The sequence below is a fragment of the Streptomyces sp. NPDC058335 genome (assembly GCF_042723915.1).
Lineage (GTDB): Bacteria > Actinomycetota > Actinomycetes > Streptomycetales > Streptomycetaceae > Streptomyces.
In genome coordinates, this window is sequence record NZ_JBHXHX010000012.1 from 32,933 (window position 1) to 51,480 (window position 18,548).

General features: G+C 71.6%; 19 protein-coding genes. 4 read left to right on the forward strand and 15 right to left on the reverse strand.

The genetic code is table 11. The features are described from left to right. Positions 1-15: 15 nt before the first annotated feature. Positions 16-2,544 (reverse strand): ATP-dependent Clp protease ATP-binding subunit, encoded by a 2,529-nt coding sequence (locus ACFWJX_RS23645; protein ID WP_355907516.1) that lies wholly within the window; start codon positions 2,542-2,544, stop codon positions 16-18. Between the two features lie 431 nt (positions 2,545-2,975). Between ACFWJX_RS23645 and ACFWJX_RS23650 the strand changes: the two genes are divergently transcribed. Next, complete coding sequence (locus ACFWJX_RS23650) at positions 2,976-3,617, forward strand: SCO3374 family protein (protein WP_383246501.1); 642 nt, start codon at positions 2,976-2,978, stop codon at positions 3,615-3,617. On the opposite strand, the gene ACFWJX_RS23655 is transcribed toward ACFWJX_RS23650, so the two are convergent. From ACFWJX_RS23655 to ACFWJX_RS23700, 10 genes are all read right to left on the reverse strand, one after another. Then, complete coding sequence (locus ACFWJX_RS23655; RefSeq protein ID WP_383246504.1) at positions 3,596-3,931, reverse strand: Lsr2 family protein; 336 nt, start codon at positions 3,929-3,931, stop codon at positions 3,596-3,598. The two genes, ACFWJX_RS23650 and ACFWJX_RS23655, sit on opposite strands and share 22 nt — an antisense overlap. A 227-nt stretch (positions 3,932-4,158) precedes the next feature. Further along, the gene (locus ACFWJX_RS23660; RefSeq protein ID WP_383246507.1) at positions 4,159-4,692 is read right to left on the reverse strand and encodes an amino-acid N-acetyltransferase; all 534 of its coding nucleotides are present in this window, start codon (positions 4,690-4,692) and stop codon (positions 4,159-4,161) included. A 9-nt stretch (positions 4,693-4,701) separates the two neighbouring features. Next, positions 4,702-5,124: a BlaI/MecI/CopY family transcriptional regulator gene (locus ACFWJX_RS23665; protein ID WP_073492037.1), complete on the reverse strand. Its 423-nt coding sequence runs from the start codon at positions 5,122-5,124 to the stop codon at positions 4,702-4,704. A gap of 162 nt (positions 5,125-5,286) precedes the next feature. Next, positions 5,287-5,466 (reverse strand): hypothetical protein, encoded by a 180-nt coding sequence (locus ACFWJX_RS23670; protein ID WP_383246510.1) that lies wholly within the window; start codon positions 5,464-5,466, stop codon positions 5,287-5,289. A 76-nt stretch (positions 5,467-5,542) separates the two neighbouring features. Beyond that, positions 5,543-6,226 carry a hypothetical protein gene (locus ACFWJX_RS23675; RefSeq protein WP_383247087.1) on the reverse strand — a complete coding sequence of 228 codons (684 nt, stop codon included), beginning with the start codon at positions 6,224-6,226 and terminating at the stop codon, positions 5,543-5,545. Between the two features lie 140 nt (positions 6,227-6,366). Further along, positions 6,367-7,164 (reverse strand): type III pantothenate kinase, encoded by a 798-nt coding sequence (locus tag ACFWJX_RS23680; protein WP_383246513.1) that lies wholly within the window; start codon positions 7,162-7,164, stop codon positions 6,367-6,369. A gap of 16 nt (positions 7,165-7,180) precedes the next feature. Continuing rightward, positions 7,181-8,170: a carboxylating nicotinate-nucleotide diphosphorylase gene (gene nadC / locus ACFWJX_RS23685; RefSeq protein ID WP_383246515.1), complete on the reverse strand. Its 990-nt coding sequence runs from the start codon at positions 8,168-8,170 to the stop codon at positions 7,181-7,183. Between the two features lie 5 nt (positions 8,171-8,175). After that, positions 8,176-9,888 carry an L-aspartate oxidase gene (locus ACFWJX_RS23690; RefSeq protein WP_383246517.1) on the reverse strand — a complete coding sequence of 571 codons (1,713 nt, stop codon included), beginning with the start codon at positions 9,886-9,888 and terminating at the stop codon, positions 8,176-8,178. After that, complete coding sequence (gene panC, locus ACFWJX_RS23695) at positions 9,885-10,877, reverse strand: pantoate--beta-alanine ligase (protein ID WP_383246520.1); 993 nt, start codon at positions 10,875-10,877, stop codon at positions 9,885-9,887. The genes ACFWJX_RS23690 and panC overlap by 4 nt, the downstream gene beginning before the upstream one ends. Beyond that, on the reverse strand, positions 10,874-11,803 hold the full coding sequence (locus ACFWJX_RS23700) for a Rossmann-like and DUF2520 domain-containing protein (RefSeq protein ID WP_383246523.1): 930 nt from the start codon (positions 11,801-11,803) through the stop codon (positions 10,874-10,876). Before ACFWJX_RS23700 ends, panC begins: the two co-directional genes overlap by 4 nt. A 173-nt stretch (positions 11,804-11,976) precedes the next feature. On the opposite strand from ACFWJX_RS23700, the gene ACFWJX_RS23705 reads away from it, so the two are divergent. Next, the gene (locus tag ACFWJX_RS23705) at positions 11,977-13,209 is read left to right on the forward strand and encodes a threonine aldolase family protein (RefSeq protein ID WP_383246525.1); all 1,233 of its coding nucleotides are present in this window, start codon (positions 11,977-11,979) and stop codon (positions 13,207-13,209) included. 59 nt (positions 13,210-13,268) lie between these two features. Further along, the gene (locus tag ACFWJX_RS23710; protein ID WP_383246528.1) at positions 13,269-14,375 is read left to right on the forward strand and encodes a DUF5937 family protein; all 1,107 of its coding nucleotides are present in this window, start codon (positions 13,269-13,271) and stop codon (positions 14,373-14,375) included. 35 nt (positions 14,376-14,410) lie between these two features. Here ACFWJX_RS23710 and ACFWJX_RS23715 read toward each other — a convergent pair whose 3' ends face one another. From ACFWJX_RS23715 to ACFWJX_RS23730, 4 genes are all read right to left on the reverse strand, one after another. Further along, complete coding sequence (locus ACFWJX_RS23715) at positions 14,411-14,647, reverse strand: hypothetical protein (RefSeq protein ID WP_383246531.1); 237 nt, start codon at positions 14,645-14,647, stop codon at positions 14,411-14,413. A 66-nt stretch (positions 14,648-14,713) separates the two neighbouring features. Continuing rightward, positions 14,714-15,346: an AAA family ATPase gene (locus ACFWJX_RS23720; protein WP_383246534.1), complete on the reverse strand. Its 633-nt coding sequence runs from the start codon at positions 15,344-15,346 to the stop codon at positions 14,714-14,716. Between the two features lie 81 nt (positions 15,347-15,427). After that, a complete protein-coding gene (locus ACFWJX_RS23725) occupies positions 15,428-16,099 on the reverse strand; it encodes a response regulator (RefSeq protein ID WP_383246537.1) in 672 nt (223 codons plus the stop codon). A gap of 53 nt (positions 16,100-16,152) precedes the next feature. After that, positions 16,153-17,358, reverse strand: a complete 1,206-nt coding sequence (locus ACFWJX_RS23730; RefSeq protein WP_383246540.1) for a sensor histidine kinase — start codon at positions 17,356-17,358, stop codon at positions 16,153-16,155. A 147-nt stretch (positions 17,359-17,505) separates the two neighbouring features. Here ACFWJX_RS23730 and ACFWJX_RS23735 point away from each other — a divergent pair, with 147 nt between their 5' ends. Next, positions 17,506-18,534, forward strand: a complete 1,029-nt coding sequence (locus ACFWJX_RS23735) for an SAM-dependent methyltransferase (protein ID WP_383246543.1) — start codon at positions 17,506-17,508, stop codon at positions 18,532-18,534. Positions 18,535-18,548: the final 14 nt, after the last annotated feature.

Below are 18,548 nucleotides of genomic sequence, written 5' to 3' on the forward strand. Positions count from 1 at the left end.
TCAGCCCCTGGAGGTTCAGGCGTCCTTGCTCAGGTTCGGACCCGCCCCGCCGGCCGCCTGCTCGATCGGCGGAACGTCCGGCAGCGCCGCCTTCTCCTCACCCCGGAAGGTGAAGGTCTTGGCCTCGCCCTCGCCCTCGGTGTCCACGACCACGATGTGACCGGGACGCAGCTCACCGAAGAGGATCTTCTCCGAGAGCGTGTCCTCGATCTCGCGCTGGATGGTGCGACGTAGCGGACGCGCACCCAGCACCGGGTCGTAACCCTTCTTGGACAGCAGCTCCTTGGCGGACTGGGAGAGCTCGATGCCCATGTCCCGGTCCTTGAGGCGCTCGTCCACCTTGCCGACCATCAGGTCGACGATCTGGAGGATGTCCGCCTGGGTCAACTGCGGGAAGACGACCACGTCGTCGACGCGGTTGAGGAACTCGGGCCGGAAGTGCTGCTTCAGCTCGTCCGAGACCTTGTTCTTCATGCGCTCGTAGTTGGACTTCGTGTCACCCGCGGCGGCGAAGCCGAGGTTGAAGCCCTTCGAGATGTCCCGCGTGCCGAGGTTGGTCGTCATGATGATGACCGTGTTCTTGAAGTCCACGACCCGGCCCTGGGAGTCGGTCAGGCGACCGTCCTCCAGGATCTGGAGCAGCGAGTTGAAGATGTCCGGGTGGGCCTTCTCCACCTCGTCGAAGAGGACGACGGAGAACGGCTTGCGGCGGACCTTCTCGGTCAGCTGGCCACCCTCTTCGTAACCCACGTATCCGGGCGGGGAACCGAAGAGACGCGACACCGTGTGCTTCTCGCTGAACTCCGACATGTCGAGGGAGATCAGCGCGTCCTCGTCACCGAAGAGGAACTCGGCGAGCGCCTTGGACAGCTCGGTCTTACCGACGCCGGACGGGCCGGCGAAGATGAACGAACCACCGGGACGCTTCGGGTCCTTGAGGCCCGCACGCGTACGACGGATCGCCTTCGAGAGCGCCTTGACGGCGTCCTTCTGGCCGATGACCCGCTTGTGGAGTTCGTCCTCCATGCGCAGCAGACGCGAGGACTCCTCCTCGGTCAGCTTGAAGACCGGGATGCCGGTGGCGGTCGCGAGGACCTCGGCGATCAGCTCGCCGTCGACCTCGGCGACGACGTCCATGTCGCCGGCCTTCCACTCCTTCTCCCGCTTGGCCTTGGCGGCCAGGAGCTGCTTCTCCTTGTCGCGGAGGGATGCGGCCTTCTCGAAGTCCTGCGAGTCGATCGCGGACTCCTTGTCGCGGCGGACGCCGGCGATCTTCTCGTCGAACTCGCGCAGGTCCGGCGGCGCGGTCATCCGGCGGATGCGCATCCGGGAACCGGCCTCGTCGATCAGGTCGATCGCCTTGTCCGGCAGGAAGCGGTCCGAGATGTACCGGTCGGCCAGGGTGGCCGCCTGGACCAGCGCCTCATCCGTGATGGAGACACGGTGGTGCGCCTCGTACCGGTCGCGCAGACCCTTGAGGATCTCGATGGTGTGCGGCAGGGACGGCTCCGCGACCTGGATCGGCTGGAAGCGGCGCTCGAGGGCCGCGTCCTTCTCCAGGTGCTTGCGGTACTCGTCCAGCGTGGTGGCACCGATGGTCTGGAGCTCACCGCGGGCCAGCATCGGCTTCAGGATCGAAGCGGCGTCGATGGCGCCTTCGGCGGCACCCGCACCGACCAGCGTGTGCAGCTCGTCGATGAACAGGATGATGTCGCCGCGGGTGCGGATCTCCTTGAGGACCTTCTTCAGGCGCTCCTCGAAGTCACCGCGGTAGCGGGAGCCGGCGACCAGCGCGCCGAGGTCCAGGGTGTAGAGGTGCTTGTCCTTGAGGGTCTCGGGCACCTCGCCCTTGACGATGGCCTGGGCGAGGCCCTCGACGACGGCGGTCTTGCCGACGCCGGGCTCACCGATCAGGACCGGGTTGTTCTTGGTACGGCGGGACAGCACCTGCATGACCCGCTCGATCTCCTTCTCGCGCCCGATGACCGGGTCGAGCTTGGACTCACGAGCGGCCTGGGTGAGGTTCCGGCCGAACTGGTCGAGGACCAGGGACGTCGAGGGGGTGCCCTCGGCAGGACCGCCACTGGCGCCGGCGGTCTCCTTGCCCTGGTAACCGGAGAGCAGCTGGATCACCTGCTGCCGCACACGGTTCAGATCTGCGCCCAGCTTGACCAGGACCTGGGCGGCGACGCCCTCGCCCTCACGGATCAGGCCGAGCAGGATGTGCTCCGTGCCGATGTAGTTGTGGCCGAGCTGAAGGGCCTCGCGGAGCGACAGCTCCAGGACCTTCTTGGCACGGGGGGTGAAGGGGATGTGGCCGGACGGGGCCTGCTGCCCCTGCCCGATGATCTCCTCCACCTGCTGGCGGACCGCCTCGAGCGAAATCCCGAGGCTCTCAAGGGCCTTGGCGGCGACACCCTCACCCTCGTGGATCAGGCCCAGGAGGATGTGCTCGGTGCCGATGTAGTTGTGGTTGAGCATCCGGGCTTCTTCCTGAGCCAGGACGACAACCCGCCGCGCGCGGTCGGTGAACCTCTCGAACATCGTTAATCGCTCCTCAGAGCGGTCAGGCAGTGGGGGGAACTTCCCCTCCCTGTCCTTCCGCAGCTTAGTCCCGCAAGCGGGGACCGCTCATTCCAACTGCCGACACCGTCGATGGCCTCCTGACCCCGAACGCCGACATCTGCTCCAACCCGATGGTGCGAGACGATGTTCCCGCAGGCCAGACAGTTACCCCTGTCGCCAGTACGCCGATGGCGAACGTGAGACCGCCGTTTCCTGCGTGTCGCCCCCTCCCACTAGGGATGTCTTACCCGCCGGGACTGACACTCCATGCCGTGAGCACCCGATCCCTCCGCTACGGGCGAACAACCTTGCGCCTCCCGGCACCCCCGCACGCCCCCCGTTTCGCCACTGTGCGCATTTGGTGGAGCACTCAGCGTAACTCGGGGGCGTTCAGGACTGTTGCACTCGGCATGGTTGGCTCAGTCCCCTCGGCCGTGTTCCAGGTCGTTTCCCTGGCCGTCCCTCCGGCCGCCTCTGCGACATCCCCGGTCCCCTCTCCCCGCAGGCCGCTCGATCCGGACCGTCCGGCCGAGAGCCTCCGCGGCTGGTACGAGAACGAACTGGGGTGGCCGACGGTGCCCGGAGAGCCCGTACGACTTCGGGTGGGCGTGTGCTTCGACGTGCTGGACGTGCCGGCGGAGGCGGGTCACGCGGCGCTGAGGCACCTGGCGCCGGGCTCTCCGGTGGCTGTGCGGGGCGACCGGATGCGGCTGCTGGTGGCGGCGGGGAGCGCGGAGGAGCTGCCCGGCATCCTGCGGTGGCTGGAGTGGGACGCGCTGCCGCTGGATCTGACGGCGACCGGCGCGGGCGGGGCCGTCGAGGCGCCCCTGCCGCCGGGCGGAACCTGTGGCGGGACAGCGGTGCAGGGGGCCGCCGTGTGGGTGCGGCCCCCCGTCGGAGGGCGCGAGGTCGAGGCCTCGCTGCCGACGATGTCGGCGCTGGGGGGCGTTGGGGGCGCCCCCGACCTGGTGCGATTGGTGGACACGCTGGCGACGCACTGTCACCGTGTCCGGCTGCGGCGCGCCTGCGCTCAGCCGTTGGCCTTCTCGTAGGCCTCGCGAATGGTCGCGGGAACACGGCCACGGTCATTGACCTCGTAACCGTTCTCCTTCGCCCAGGCGCGGATCTGCGCGGTGTCCTGGCTGCCACCGACAGCGGCGCGCGTCTTTCCACGTCCACCCGAAGCACGGCCACCGGTGCGCCGGCCACCCTTCACATAGGGGTCGAGAAGGCTGCGCAGCTTGTCCGCATTGGCAGTCGTGAGATCGATCTCGTATGTCTTGCCGTCCAGCGCGAACGTCACGGTCTCGTCGGCCTCGCCGCCGTCGAGGTCGTCGACAAGAAGGACCTGAACCTTCTGTGCCACCGGATTTCCTTTCATCGATAACGTGAGGGCCGGGGGTCTACGGCGTTCCGCCGTTTCGCCGCCCCCTGTTATATGCAGTACTGCAGTACGTCGGAAAGCAAACCGCTTTTGCTGGGAAAACACAAACCCTCGGGAGAGACCGGCTGCCCGTACACCGCACGGAAACGTGCGCGTTTCGGACATAGGGCACCTGGGCAAGGCGGCTCCACCGGAATGGGACTCGACGATCACAGATGCAGAAGCATCCGGCTGTTGCCCAAGGTGTTCGGTTTCACTCGTTCGAGACCGAGGAACTCGGCGACGCCCTCGTCATAGGAACGGAGCAGCTCCGTGTAGACATCGGTGTCGACCGGCGTCTCGCCGATCTCCACGAAGCCGTGCTTGCCGAAGAAGTTCACTTCGAAGGTCAGGCAGAAAACCCGGCGAACGCCGAGCCAGCGCGCGGTCTGCAGCAACTTCTCCAACAACTGGTGACCGACGCCGGCGCCCTTCAGGCCGGGCTTCACCGCGAGAGTGCGGACTTCCGCGAGGTCTTCCCACATCACGTGCAGGGCACCGCAGCCCACGACCTCGGCGTTGTCGTCGCGTTCGGCGACCCAGAACTCCTGGATGTCCTCGTAAAGGGTCACCGTCGCTTTGTCGAGCAGGATGCCGCCACGGACGTACGCGTCAAGGAGACGGCGTACGGCGGGGACATCGCTGGTCCGGGCCCGGCGGACGGTGATGGCTTTAGCGCTGACTTCAGGGCTCTGTGCTGACATGAGCGGACGCTATCGCCCGTCGGACTCCGTCGCCGACCCGGGGTTCTCCCGCGGACTCCCCGCTTCGGGGCGTTCGGAAGTTTCGGGTCCCTGGACGATGCGTACCGCATCGCGCAGGGCATGGCGCTGTTCGTCGCTCATCATCCCGAAGAAGGCGACGAGAGCGGCGGCGGGGTTGTCGCTCTGTGTCCAGGCCTCGTTCATCAGGGCGGCGGCGTAGGCGGCACGTGTGGAGACCGCCTCATATCGATAGGCCCGGCCTTCCGCCTCACGGCGCACCCAGCCCTTCTGATGGAGATTGTCCAAAACGGTCATCACCGTGGTGTAGGCGATGGACCGTTCCTGCTGAAGGTCTTCCAGGACTTCTCGAACGGTGACCGGGCGGTTCCACTTCCACACCCGCGTCATGACCGCGTCTTCGAGTTCTCCCAATGGGCGAGGCACAACTCAGAACGATAGTGGGAGATCTCGCCAATCGCGTGCCGGACGTGCGCCTTCTTCAACAAATACGAAGAAAAGGGGCGTACGACACCCTGAGGCGGGAGCCGTACGCCCCGAAGGACGCGCGTGGGAGGTGCGGGGACCTGAGGGGGATCAGGCCTCGGTCTTCGCGGAGGGCTGGCGCGTGCTCTCCGCGCGCGCGAGGGCGGCGTCGACGGCCGCGTCCTCCTTGGCCTTGTTGCTGCCGCCCTGGGTCTTCACGATCACCCTGATCAGGCCGATGAAGAAGACGGCCATGACGACGGGGGGCAGCAGCGCGGAGACATAGTCCATGGATCCAGGGTAGCCAGGGAGGAACGGGACATCGGGACGGGGTCGCGTACGGCGAGGCGGGCCGGCGGCGCCCCCGTCAGCCGGCGGCGAGCCGCTCCCGCGGGCCGGTGGACGGCGGGGCGGGCTTGCGCCGCGGGAAGACCTCGCCCGGCGTGGGCACGGGCCGGCGGGAGGGCTCCGGCTCCTGCGGCTTCACGGGGACGGGCCCGGGGGCGGGCGGTTTCTCCGTGGGTTTCTCGGCAGGACGCGGTGTCGGCTCCTCGGTGGCGACCACGAGGCGGTCGCGAACGACCTCCGCCACGGCCCCGGAACGGCCCCCGGGAAGCGCCAGGAGGCGCGTACGGGAGGCCGGCACCACGGGGGCGGGCGCGACGACCCGGCGGGCCGTACGGCGGGCGAGACGGGCGCGTACGTCCTGCTCGGCAAGGGTCTGGCAGTGGTCCAGGAGGGCGGCCGCCGTCGGATTGCCCCGCAGGGCGCGCAGAGCGGCGAGGTCGTCGGCCTCGGGCCGGTGCCCGGTGGCCAGCACCTCCTCCAGGAGCGCGAGGTAACCGGCGGCGGTGCCGGGGAGGGCGGCGCGGTACCGGGCGAGGTCGGACACCAGGAAGGCCCGCAACCGGGCGGCCTCGCGCATCGCCTCGTCGAGAGATTCGGCGAGGCGATGGCAGTCCTGGACGTCCTCGGACGAGGCGGGGCCGGGGTGGAGGGCGAGGGCGAGGGCGCGACGGAGCACACGCAGCTCCTCCGCACCGAACGCCATGCCGCCGCGGGATCCGTATGGCGTGGGCATGCGGCGACGATACGCGCTAATCAGACAAATTCGACATAAGGAGTGGGTGTGGCGCGCCCGATTCCACGGACCGGCCCCACACCCACAGCCCCTCGCTCACGACTCACGCCTCACATCCGCGAGACGTTCCGCTCGTACACCAGGCGCAGCCCGATCAGCGTCAGCCACGGCTCGTGCTCGTCGATCACCGAGGACTCGCCCAGCACCATCGGCGCCAGACCGCCCGTGGCGATCACCGTCACGTCGTCGGGATCCTCGGACAGTTCCCTGGCCATCCGGCCCACGACACCGTCGACCTGGCCGGCGAAGCCGTAGACGATGCCGGACTGCATCGCCTCGACCGTGTTCTTGCCGATCACGCTGCGAGGGCGGGCCACCTCGATCTTGCGCAGCTGCGCGGCCTTGACGCCCAGGGCCTCGACGGAGATCTCGATGCCGGGCGCGATGACGCCGCCGACGTACTCCCCGCGCGCGCTGATCGCGTCGAACGTGGTCGCCGTGCCGAAGTCCACGACGATCGCGGGGCCGCCGTACAGCTCGTTGGCGGCGACCGCGTTGATGATGCGGTCGGCGCCGACCTCCTTGGGATTGTCGAAGAGGATCGGTACGCCCGTCTTCACGCCGGGCTCGACGAGCACCGCGGGGACGTCGCCGTAGTAGCGGCGGGTCACCTCGCGCAGCTCGTGCAGGACGGACGGGACGGTCGCGCAGATGGCGATGCCGTCGATGCCCTCGCCCAGCTCCACCCCCAGGAGTGGGTGCATGCCCATCAGACCCTGGAGAAGGACCGCCAGCTCGTCGGCCGTGCGGCGGGCGTCCGTCGAGATCCGCCAGTGCTCGACGATGTCCTCCCCGTCGAACAGGCCGAGCACGGTGTGCGTGTTCCCTACGTCGATCGTCAGCAGCATGGCCGGATCCCGCTCCCTACTCCGCCGCTCGCAGGTCCAGGCCGATGTCCAGGATCGGCGAGGAGTGGGTCAGGGCGCCCACGGCCAGGAAGTCGACTCCGGTGTCGGCGTACGCCTTCGCGTTGTCCAGGGTGAGCCGGCCGGAGGCCTCGAGGAGCGCGCGCCCGTCGACGATGCCGACGGCCTCCGCGCACTCCGCGGGCGTGAAGTTGTCCAGCAGGATCAGGTCGGCGCCGGCCTCGATGACCTCGCGCAGCTGGTGCAGGGTGTCGACCTCGACCTCGATCGGCACGTCCGGGAAGGCCTCCCGTACGGCCTGGAAGGCCTGGGCGACGCCGCCCGCGGCGACCACGTGGTTGTCCTTGACCAAGGCCGCGTCGGACAGCGACATCCGGTGGTTGAGGCCGCCGCCGCAGCGCACGGCGAACTTCTCCAGGGCGCGCAGGCCCGGCGTGGTCTTCCGGGTGTCACGCACGCGTGCCTCGGTGCCCTCCAGCGCGTCCGCCCACGCGCGCGTGGCGGTCGCGATGCCGGAGAGGCGGCACATCAGGTTCAGCGCGCTGCGCTCGCCGGTGAGGAGGTCGCGCGTGCGCGTGGTGACCGACAGCAGCTTCTGCCCGGCCTCCACGCGGTCGCCGTCCTCGACATGCCGCTCGACCTCGAACTCGTCCGTGCAGACGACCGAGAGCACGGCCTCGGCGACCCTGAGGCCCGCCACCACGCCCGCCTCGCGCGCGGTGAAGTCGGCGGTGGCCACCGCGTCCTCTGGGATGGTCGCGACCGTCGTCACGTCCACGCCGTGGGCCAGGTCCTCCTGGATGGCGACGTTGGCGATGTCCTCGACCTCGACGGGGTCGAGCCCGGCGTCGGCCAGGAGCTGGGCGAGCGCGGGATCGAGCCCGCACTCCAGGTACTCCTCGTCGGTGGGGTCGGCGTCCGTGCCACAGGCACAGCCGTCGCCGCAGCCGCCGCTCTGGACGAGGGGAAGGTCCTCGGGGGTGCTCACTTCTGTCACTGCTCCTGCTGGTGCCGGGTCGGGGGGAAGTCTGCGGTATCGGTGGTGTGTACGGCGAGGGTCCGGTCCGGATTCAGCCGTACGACGATGTGGCGGCGCCAGCCGGTGTCGTCGCGCTCGGCGCGGTCCTCGCGCCAGTGGCAGCCGCGGGTCTCCTCGCGCATCCGGGCGGCGGCGACCAGGACGCGGGCCACGCACAGGAGGTTGGTGGCCTCCCAGGTGTCGACGCCGGGTTCGGCGGTCTTGCCGTTCTCGTCGAGGGCGTCGCGGGCCTCGGAGTGCAGCCGCTGGAGCTGCTCGGCGGCCTTCTCCAGGGAGTCGGCGGAGCGCAGGACGCCCGCGCCCTCGGTCATGCTCCGCTGGATCGCGAACCGGGCCTCGGGGGCGAGGAGCGGGTGTGCGGGCTTCTCGGGGTGCTCGACGGGGACGGGCACGCGCGCGGGGAGGCCGTCCGCCGACCGGCTCGCCGCGATGTCGGCGGAGATGCGCTCGGCGTAGACGAGGCCCTCCAGGAGGGAGTTGGAGGCCAGCCGGTTCGCGCCGTGCACGCCCGTGCAGGCGACCTCGCCGCAGGCGTACAGGCCCGGGACGGTGGTCCGGCCGTGGGAGTCGGCGCGCACGCCGCCGGAGGCGTAGTGGGCGGCCGGCGCGACCGGGACCGGCTCGGTGACCGGGTCGATGCCGTGGGCCCGGCAGGCGGCGAGGATCGTCGGGAAGCGGTGCTCCCACATCTCGGCCCCGAAGTGGCGGGCGTCGAGGTACATGTGCTCGGCGTCCAGCTCCTGCATGCGGCGCATGATGCCCTTGGCGACGATGTCGCGGGGCGCCAGCTCGGCCAGCTCGTGCTGCCCCAGCATGAAGCGCACTCCGTCGCCGTCGACCAGGTGGGCGCCCTCGCCGCGCACCGCCTCGGAGACGAGGGGCTGCTGGCCCTCCGCGTCGGGGCCGAGAAACAGCACGGTCGGGTGGAACTGCACGAACTCCAGGTCGGAGACCTCCGCGCCCGCGCGCAGGGCGAGCGCGACGCCGTCGCCCGTCGACACGGACGGGTTGGTGGTCGCGGAGAAGACCTGGCCCATGCCGCCGGTGGCGAGGACGACCGCGGGCGCGTGCACGGCGCCCACGCCGTCGTGCTGGCCCTCGCCCATGACGTGCAGGGAGACACCGGCGGTGCGGCCGTCGGCGTCCGTGAGGAGGTCCAGGACGAGCGCGTTCTCGATGGTGCGCAGTCCGCGCGCGCGGACCGCCTCGACGAGCGCGCGGGAGATCTCCGCGCCGGTCGCGTCACCGCCCGCGTGCGCGATGCGGCGGCGGTGGTGGCCGCCCTCGCGGGTCAGCTCCAGGCCACCTTCCTCGGACTCGTCGAAGTGGGCGCCGGTCTCGATGAGCCGCCGTACGGCGTCGGGGCCCTCGGTGACCAGGAGGCGTACCGCGTCCTCGTCGCACAGGCCCGCGCCCGCCACCAACGTGTCCTCGAGGTGCTGTTCGGGTGTGTCGCCCTCGCCGAGCGCGGCCGCGATGCCGCCCTGCGCCCAGCGGGTGGAGCCGTCGTCCAGGCGGGCCTTGGTGACGACGACCGTCGTCAGTCCCGCGGCCTCGCAGCGCAGGGCGGCGGTGAGGCCGGCCACCCCGGAGCCGACGACCACGACGTCCGCGGAGATGGACCACCCGGGCGCGGGCGCGTGCAGTCGTATGCCTGTGCTGGTCACGAGGCGGCTCCGAAGGTGAGGGGGAGGTTGTCGATCAGCCGGGTCGTGCCGACCCGGGCGGCGACGGCGAGGACGGCCTCGCCGGTGAAGTCGTCGTCGATGTCGCCGAAGTCGGACGGGTCGACGAGGCCGAGGTAGTCCAGTTTCAGCGGCGGGACCATGCGCGCGGCCTCGTCCAGGACCGTGCGGGCGGCGGCGCGGACGGCGGCCACGGAGCCGGGGGCGGCCTTGGCCACGGCGTGGGCGTCGGCGGCCGCGCGGGACTCGCCGAGGGCGCTGAGCGCCTCCGCACGCGCGTGGGTGGCGGGCACCTCACGCGCGCGTGCCCGCAGCGCCTCCTGCGCGGCATGCCGGTCGCGGCCCGCGAACAGCGCCCGGGACAGGGCGAGCGCGGTGCGCCGCTCGGCCGGGGACAGATAGCGGTTGCGGCTGGACAGCGCCAGTCCGTCGTCCTCGCGCACGGTCGGTACGGCGACGATGTCGATGGCGAAGTTCAGGTCGCGCACCATGCGCCGGATCAGCGCGAGCTGCTGTGCGTCCTTCTGCCCGTACAGAGCGACGTCCGGGCGGGTCAGGTGCAGCAGCTTGGCGACGACGGTGAGCATGCCGTCGAAGTGCCCGGGGCGGGAGGCGCCCTCCAGGCGCTCCCCCATGGGCCCGGCGCTGACGCGGACCTGGGGTTCGCCGCCCGGGTAGACCTCGTCGACGGACGGGGCGAACACCACGTCCGCGCCGGCCTCTTCGGCGATCTTGACGTCGGCGTCCAGGGTGCGCGGGTAGCGGTCGAGGTCCTCGCCCGCGCCGAACTGGAGCGGATTGACGAAGACCGTGACGACGACCTCGCCCTCCGGTCCCGCGATCTCGCGCGCGGTGCGGACGAGGGTGGCGTGCCCCTCGTGCAGGGCGCCCATCGTCATCACGACGGCGCGACGGCCCGCGCGCGTGCGGGCGTGCAGCTCACCGGCGGTGCGCAGCAGGGTCGTGGTCATCGGACGTCTCCCTCGGCGCCGTCGGTCCCTTTGGCGAGTACCCCGAGGAGGTCCTCGGCGAGCTCCGGCTTGAGCAGACCGCTGGCCAGGGCCCGGTCGGCCGTCGCGCGGGCCATCGCCAGATAGCCGTCGACGGTCTGCGGGGCATGCCTGCGCAGCTCGGAGACATGCACGGCGACCGTGCCCGCGTCGCCGCGCGCGACGGGGCCGGTGAGCGCCGCGTCGCCGGAGCGCAGCGCGTTGTCCAGGGCCGCGCCCAGCAGGGGGCCGAGCATCCGGTCGGGCGCCTCGACACCGGCCGCGCGCAGCAGCTCCAGGGACTGGGCGACCAGGGTGACCAGGTGGTTGGCGCCGAGGGCGAGGGCCGCGTGATAGAGCGGCCGGTTCTCCTCGGCGATCCATTCCGGTTCGCCGCCCATCTCGATGACGAGGGCTTCGGCGGCCAGCCGCAGTTCGTCGGGCGCGGTGACCCCGAAGGAGCAGCCGGCCAGGCGCTGGACGTCCACCGCGGTGCCGGTGAAGGTCATCGCCGGGTGCAGGGCCAGCGGCAGCGCGCCCGCACGCAGGGCGGGGTCCAGGACCCTCGCGCCGTACCGGCCGGAGGTGTGCACGAGCAGCTGGCCCGGGCGGACCGCGCCGGTCTCGGCGAGGCCCTCGACGAGGCCGGGCAGGGCGTCGTCGGGGACCGTCAGCAGGACCAGGTCGGCGCGCGCCATGACCTCGGCGGGGGTGACGAGGGGTACGTCCGGCAGCATCGTCGCGGCGCGCCGACGGGAGGCGTCGGAGACGCCGGAGACGGCGACCGGGCGGTGTCCGGCGAGCTGGAGGGACGCGGCGAGCGCGGGGCCGACGCGACCGGCGCCGACGACGCCGACGGTCAGCCGCGCGGGGCGGTCCCTGGGGTCTGGCTGTTGGACTGTACTCACGCGACGGCGGCCTTCCCGTTCCAGTCCGCTCTGGGTACCGGACGATTTCTCGTCATGTTAACGCGATCGGTTACCAGGGGCTCCAGTTGTCCACAGGCTGTGGGTAACCGCACTCTTCCTCCGCCGCCGAAATCGGGTGCCCTCGTGGCCACGCGCGCGAAATGATCCACGGCATGAGTGATACGGCGGATCGGCCCACGCAGGTGTACGAGCAGGAGCCGCCCGAGCCGGTGTCGGAGGACGAGCGGCGCAGGCGCCGTTGGGAGCGGCGCAGGAGGGCCTCGCGCAGCGCGCGGCGGGTGCTGGCGCGCTCCGGCCTGCAGGGGACGATCCGCCAGCGGCTCGCCCTCCTGGACGCCGCCGACGAGGTGTACGACCTGGACGAATCCGTCGACATGTACGGCGACGGCGTCGTCGCGGCCCTGGAGGCCAAGGTCGCCGCGCTGCTCGGCAAGGACGCCGCGGCCTTCTTCCCGACGGGAACCATGGCGCAACAGGTGGCCCTGCGCTGCTGGGCGGGCCGCACCGGGAACCCGGCCGTGGCCCTGCACGCCAAGGCCCACCCGGAGGTGCACGAACGGGGGGCGTTCAGCCAGGTCAGTGGATTGCGCCCGGTCCGGCTGACCGCCGAGCCGCGGCAGCCCACCGCCGAGGAGGTCCGTGACTGCGAGGAGCCCTTCGGTGCGCTCATGCTCGAACTGCCGCTCGTGGGCCCCGGACACCTGCTGCCGTCCTGGGAGGAACTGAACGATCTCGTAGAGGCGGCGCGCGAGCGGGACGCGGTGGTGCACTTCGACGGCGCGCGCCTGTGGGAGTCCACCGTCCACTTCGACCGCCCGCTCGACGAGATCGCCGGACTGGCGGACAGCGTCTACGTGTCGTTCTACAAGTCCCTCGACGGCTTCGGCGGCGCCGCACTGGCCGGCCCGAGCACCCTGGTCGAGGAGGCGAAGGTCTGGCGCCACCGCTACGGCGGCACGGTCTTCCAGCAGTTCCCCACCGCCCTGTCGGCGCTGCTGGGCCTGGAGCGCGAACTGCCCCGCCTGCCCTCGTACGTGCGCCACGCGCGCGTGGTGGCCGCCGCGCTGGCCGAGGGCTTGGCGGCGGCCGGGCTGCCGTGGTCGCGCGTGCACCCCGAGGTGCCGCACACCAACGAGTTCCAGGTGTGGCTGCCGTACGACGCCGACATGGTCGCCGAGGCCGCGATCCGTACGGCCGAGGAGACCGGGACCCTGCTCTTCGCCCGTTCCTGGGACGCGCCGGTGCCTGGCCTGGCCGTCACGGAGATCGACGTCCGCGCCCCCGGCCTGGAGTGGAGCGCCGAGCACGTGCGAACGGCGGTCGCCGACTTCGTGGTCCGGCTGAAGGAGGAGGCCGGGCGGGCCGGGCGGCAGGCCGACGGGTAGACGTCAGCCGGCCGGCGACCGGGGACGGCGTTGTCAGTGGCGGGGTGCACCATGAGGGCATGAGCGTGCGCATCGACATCACGGGGCTGCGGCCGGAGAGGGTCGCGATCGTGCCGTCCCCCCTGGCCGAGCTCGGCATGGCGCTTCACGCGCTGTCCGAGCCGGGGCACCATCCGGGCCTCCAGGGCTGGGTCACGAGTGTCACCGCGCGCCTCGACTCGCATCTCGCCGACCGGATGTGCGAGGCCGACTTCCTGTGGCGGACGACGTTCTCGGACCTCTTCATGCCGTATGCCGGTATCCCGGGCCGCAGCACGCTCCCGCGCGGGACGCTCGCCGAGGAGCTGGACCTCCTCGACAAGCTGACGGACGAGCAGTTCGTGGACGCGGCCCTGGAGTTCACCTGTGTGATCAGTTACGGCTCCTACCAACCTCTGGTCCTCACGGACGAGCGCGTGCGCCGTCGCGCCCTGGAGGTGGCCGCCTCGCGCGGTCCCCAGCAGGTGCGGTTCACCCAGCGGCTGCTCGACGACCCGCCCAGCGTGCGCGCATGGCTGCGGCGCTTCCTGGAGGACTGCGACGAGGCGTTCTTCGCGGAGGTCTGGTCGCGGCTGAGTCACCAGCTGACGGCGGACGCCCGGCACAAGACGGAACTGCTGCGGCACCGCGGGATGGCGGAGGCGCTGGCGGCGGTGTCCCCCGTCCTGAGCCTGGACGAGGCAGCCGGCCGGATCGACGTCGACAAGCTCATCGAGGGCCGTACCGTCACGGCGGGCGGCAGGCTGCTCCTCGTGCCGACCAGTCTCGGCTGGCCCCACCTCAGCGTGCTGCACCGGAGCGGCTGGCAGCCCGTGCTGCACTACCCCGTCGGCTCCCCGGAGTTGGCCTCGCCGCCGTCGGTCGAGCAGCTCACGCTTCGGATGACAGCCCTGGCCCATCCCGTCCGGATGCGGATCTGCCGCCAGCTGGCGCGCAGCGCGTACACCACGAGCGAGCTGGCCCAACTGCACGGCATGACGGCCCCCGAGGTATCCCGGCATCTGGCCGTCCTGAAGAAGGCGGGCCTGATCACCACCCGCCGGCGCGGCCGGTACGTGCTGCATCAGCTCGACGTGACGCGGGTGGCCCGGCTGGGCAGCGACTTCCTGGAGGGGGTCCTCAGATAGGGCGGGTCCTCGCGGACTGCTGCGGGCGGCGACCGTCAGCCTACGGAACCGCCGGTGCGTGCCCGACGCCTCGCCGCGCGGATCCTGGTCCGGCGTCGTCGCCATCGGTCGCCGAGTTCGCCCGCCGCGATCGCGAAGACGGCTGTCGCGGCGCACCCCAGGACGCTCGGCCGCTGGTCCGCGACCCGGCCCAGGAGCCAGAAGGCGAGCGTGACCGCGGCCCACCACGCGGCCCACCGCGCGAGCACGGCCCATTCCGGAAGCATCTTCACGGCGTCACCGTAAGCCCTGCGGACCTCGCTCCACAGGCCCTGGGCGTTCACCGGCGGAGTCCGTCCTCAGTCGAACCGGATGTGCTTCAGGCCGATCCGCGCCTGGCGCAGCCGCGTGCGCAGCGCCCCCTCGGTGTTCGGCCTCAGCGTGAGCCCGGCCAGGACGGCGATGCGGTCGGCCGTCTTCGGCACGCTGGTGTGGTCCGTCCACAGGTGCTCGGCGAACTCCGGTTCACGCAGCCGTCCCAGACAGTGGTCCAGTTGCTCGACGGCCCAACTCTCCCTGCGAGGCACCGCCTTCTTCCCGGCGGCCAACCGGAGAAGGCGCCCCAGGCCCCGCTCGCGCAGCCGCTTCACCACGGTCTCCCGCTGGGCGAGGAGCGTGAAGTGCCGTACGTCGTGGCCCATTTCGCCCAGTCTGCCGACGGTCTCGGCGAAATAGCGCGGGTCGGTCACCGTCATGGGGACCATCACCACGCCGTCGTGCTTACGGAGCGCCAGGTCGAGCACCTCGACGACCCCCTGCCGCCAGGACACCAGGTCCTGGAAGTCGCCCCGCAGGTCCGGCGGCAGCATGCGGCGCAGACCGAAGCCGGCGTGTTCGGGGTCGCAGACGACGCTGCCCGGCAGGCGGCGCCGGATCTCGTGTGCGGTCTGTGTCTTGCCGCCCCCGAAGGGACCGTTGATCCACAGGAGCATGCGCCGACCCTAGTGGCCGCCGGGCGCGCGCGGGGCGCGTTCGGCGGTGATCCGTACGTCCGCACGCACCCGGAGCTGCCCTCAGCCGTGGCCCCCCGCCCGCACCAGCCCCGTCTCGTACGCCAGGACCACCACCTGCACCCGGTCCCGCAGCCCCAGTTTCGTCAGGATGCGGCCCACGTGGGTCTTGACGGTCGCCTCGGACAGCACCAGCCGGGCCGCGATCTCCCCGTTGGACAGCCCCTGGGCGACCAGGATCATGACCTCGCGTTCCCGCCCGGTGAGCCGCTCCAGCTCCTTGTGCTGGGGCTCCTTGCCCGCGCTGGGCAGCATGGGCGCGAACCGGTCGAGGAGGCGGCGGGTGGTGGAGGGCGCGACCACCGCGTCGCCGCTGTGCACGGAGCGGATCGCGGTGAGCAGCTCGCCCGGCGGCACGTCCTTCAGCATGAAGCCGGAGGCGCCCGCCTTCAGCCCGGAGAAGGCGTACTCGTCGAGGTCGAAGGTGGTCAGGATCAGCACCTTGGGCGCGTTCGGGTCGGCGCAGATGCGCCGGGTGGCCTCGACCCCGTCCAGCTTCGGCATGCGCACGTCCATCAGCACCACGTCGACCGCGGTCGAACGCACCACCTGGAGGGCCTCGACGCCGTCGCCCGCCTCGGCCACGACCTCCATGTCCGGCTGAGCGGCGAGCACCATCCGGAACCCGGTGCGCAGCAGCATCTGGTCGTCGACGAGCATCACGCGGATCGTCATCGAGTCCTCTTCCATGGGTTGTGACAGGTGTCAACAGAAGGCGTGCGTCGGCGTCAATGCGCCGGTTTGAGAGGGAGCAGCGCGCTGATGCGGAATCCTCCGCCGGGACGCGGGCCCGCGTCCAGCGTGCCGCCGACCATGCCGACCCGCTCACGCATCCCGATCAGGCCGTGGCCTCCGCCGTCGGCGCCGCCCTCCTCGTACAGCTCGTGCGGGGCGCCCTTGCCGTCGTCCTCGACCAGCAGACCGAGACCGTCGTCGAAGTAGACCAGGCGCACGCTGGCGCCCGCGTTCGGCCCCCCGTGCTTGCGCGTGTTGGTGAGCGCCTCCTGCACGATCCGGTACGCCGTCAGCTCGACGCCGCTCGGCAGCGGCCGCGGGGTGCCCTCGACCTTGAAGTCCACGGGCAGGCCGGAGCCGCGGCACTGCTGTACGAGGTCCTCGATCTGCTCGACGTCCGGCTGCGGGACGTACTCGCCGCCCTCCTCGTGCTCGCCGGTGCGCAGAACGCCCAGCAGGCGGCGCATCTCGGCGAGGGCCTGGCGGCCGGTCGAGGAGATCGTCTCCAGTGCCTTCTTGGCCTGGTCCGGCGCCGCGTCGAGGACGTAGGCGGCGCCGTCGGCCTGCACCACCATCACCGACACGTTGTGGGCGACGACGTCGTGCAGCTCGCGCGCGATCCGGGCGCGCTCGGCGGCGACCGCGACCTTCGCCTGCGCCTCGCGCTCCTTCTCCAGGCGCGCCGCGCGCTCCTCCAGTTGGGCGAAGTACGCCCGCCGGGTGCGCACGGAGTCGCCGAGCACCCAGGCGAGCGCGAACGGCACCGTCTGGAAGACGACTATGGCCACGTTGCCCGCCACGCTCGTCTGCTCGTTCTGCCAGCGCAGCTGTGCCAGGGTCGCGGCGCACAGGCCCATGCCCAGCGCGAGCCTGGACGCCCAGCGGGCTCCCGTCGCGGCGACCGTGTAGACGATCACCAGCAGGGCGAAGTCGGCGGCCGTCGTCGCGACGTCCAGCACGAGCTGGGCGAGACCGAGCGCGCAGGCCAGCAGCAGCATCCGCTCCGGCATGCGCCGCCGCAGCGCCACCACCAGGCCCAGCAGAAGGGCGATCGGTACGAGCAGCGCCAGGGAGTCGGTTCCCTCGTGGTTCTCGCCGGAGGTGGTTCCGGCGACCACAGAGATCCCGAACAGGACGAGGGCCCAGAAGCCGTCGACCAAGGTCGGGTGTCTGCGGAGGAAGTCGTAGAGGCGCTGCACGTAACCCAGAGTAGGGAAGCAAGATGTGTGCAGGGGTCAACCGGAGGGCCGATCCGGGCCCGGCGCGCGTACTCCGCAAGGTGGAGACCGTGATCGCCTGTACGCCTAGTCTGATCAGGTGGTGGAGACGATCCGGAGGTCGAAACGGTGACCGGCGCCGGCGGATGGCGCGGCTGGCGGGCCGCGGCCGAGGCCGCCCTGTACGGCCCGGACGGCTTCTACCTGCGCCCCGAGGGTCCGGCCGGGCACTTCCGCACGTCCGTGCACGCCTCCCCGCTCTTCGCCGAGGCCGTGGCCCGGCTGCTGTGCCGGGTCGACGAGGCGCTCGGCCGGCCCGCGTCGCTCGACTTCGTCGACATGGCCGCCGGTCGCGGCGAACTGGTCACCGGCGTGCTCGCCGCACTCCCCGCCGATGTCGCTGCCCGCACGCGCGCGTACGGCGTCGAAGTCGCCGCCCGCCCGGCGGGCCTCGCCCCCGGGATCACCTGGCTGCCCGAGCCTCCGCCGCAGGTCAACGGCCTGTTGTTCGCCAACGAGTGGCTCGACAACGTGCCGGTGGAGGTCGCCGAGGTCGACTCCGCGGGCGTGCCCCGGCTGGTCCTCGTCCGCGACGACGGGGCCGAGCGGCTCGGCGAGCCGGTGTCCGGGGCCGAGGCGGAGTGGCTCGCGCGGTGGTGGCCGCTGCCGGGCGAGGAGGGGCTCCGGGCCGAGATCGGACTGCCGAGGGACCGTGCCTGGGCCGCCGCCGTCTCCCGTGTCGCACGAGGGCTCGCGGTGGCCGTGGACTACGCGCACACGGCGGAGGCGCGCCCTCCGTTCGGCACGCTCACCGGCTTCCGGGAGGGCCGCGAGACCTCACCTGTCCCGGACGGCACCTGCGACATCACGGCCCATGTGGCACTGGATGCGTGTGCGGAGGCGTGCACTCCGGCGCATACGCCTGAGCGCCCGCTCCTCCTCCGGCAACGCGCCGCCCTGCGCGCCCTGGGCTTGGCGGGCGCCCGTCCCCCGCTCACCCTCGCCTCCACGGACCCCGCCGCCTACGTGCGTGCCCTGGCGGGCGCCGGCGAGGCGGCCGAACTGACCGCACGGGGCGGGCTCGGCGACTTCGCATGGCTTCTCCGTCCGGTGGGCATCCCGCACCCACTCGTCCCGGACGCCTCAGCCGCCGAGTGACCCGCCGCCCACGC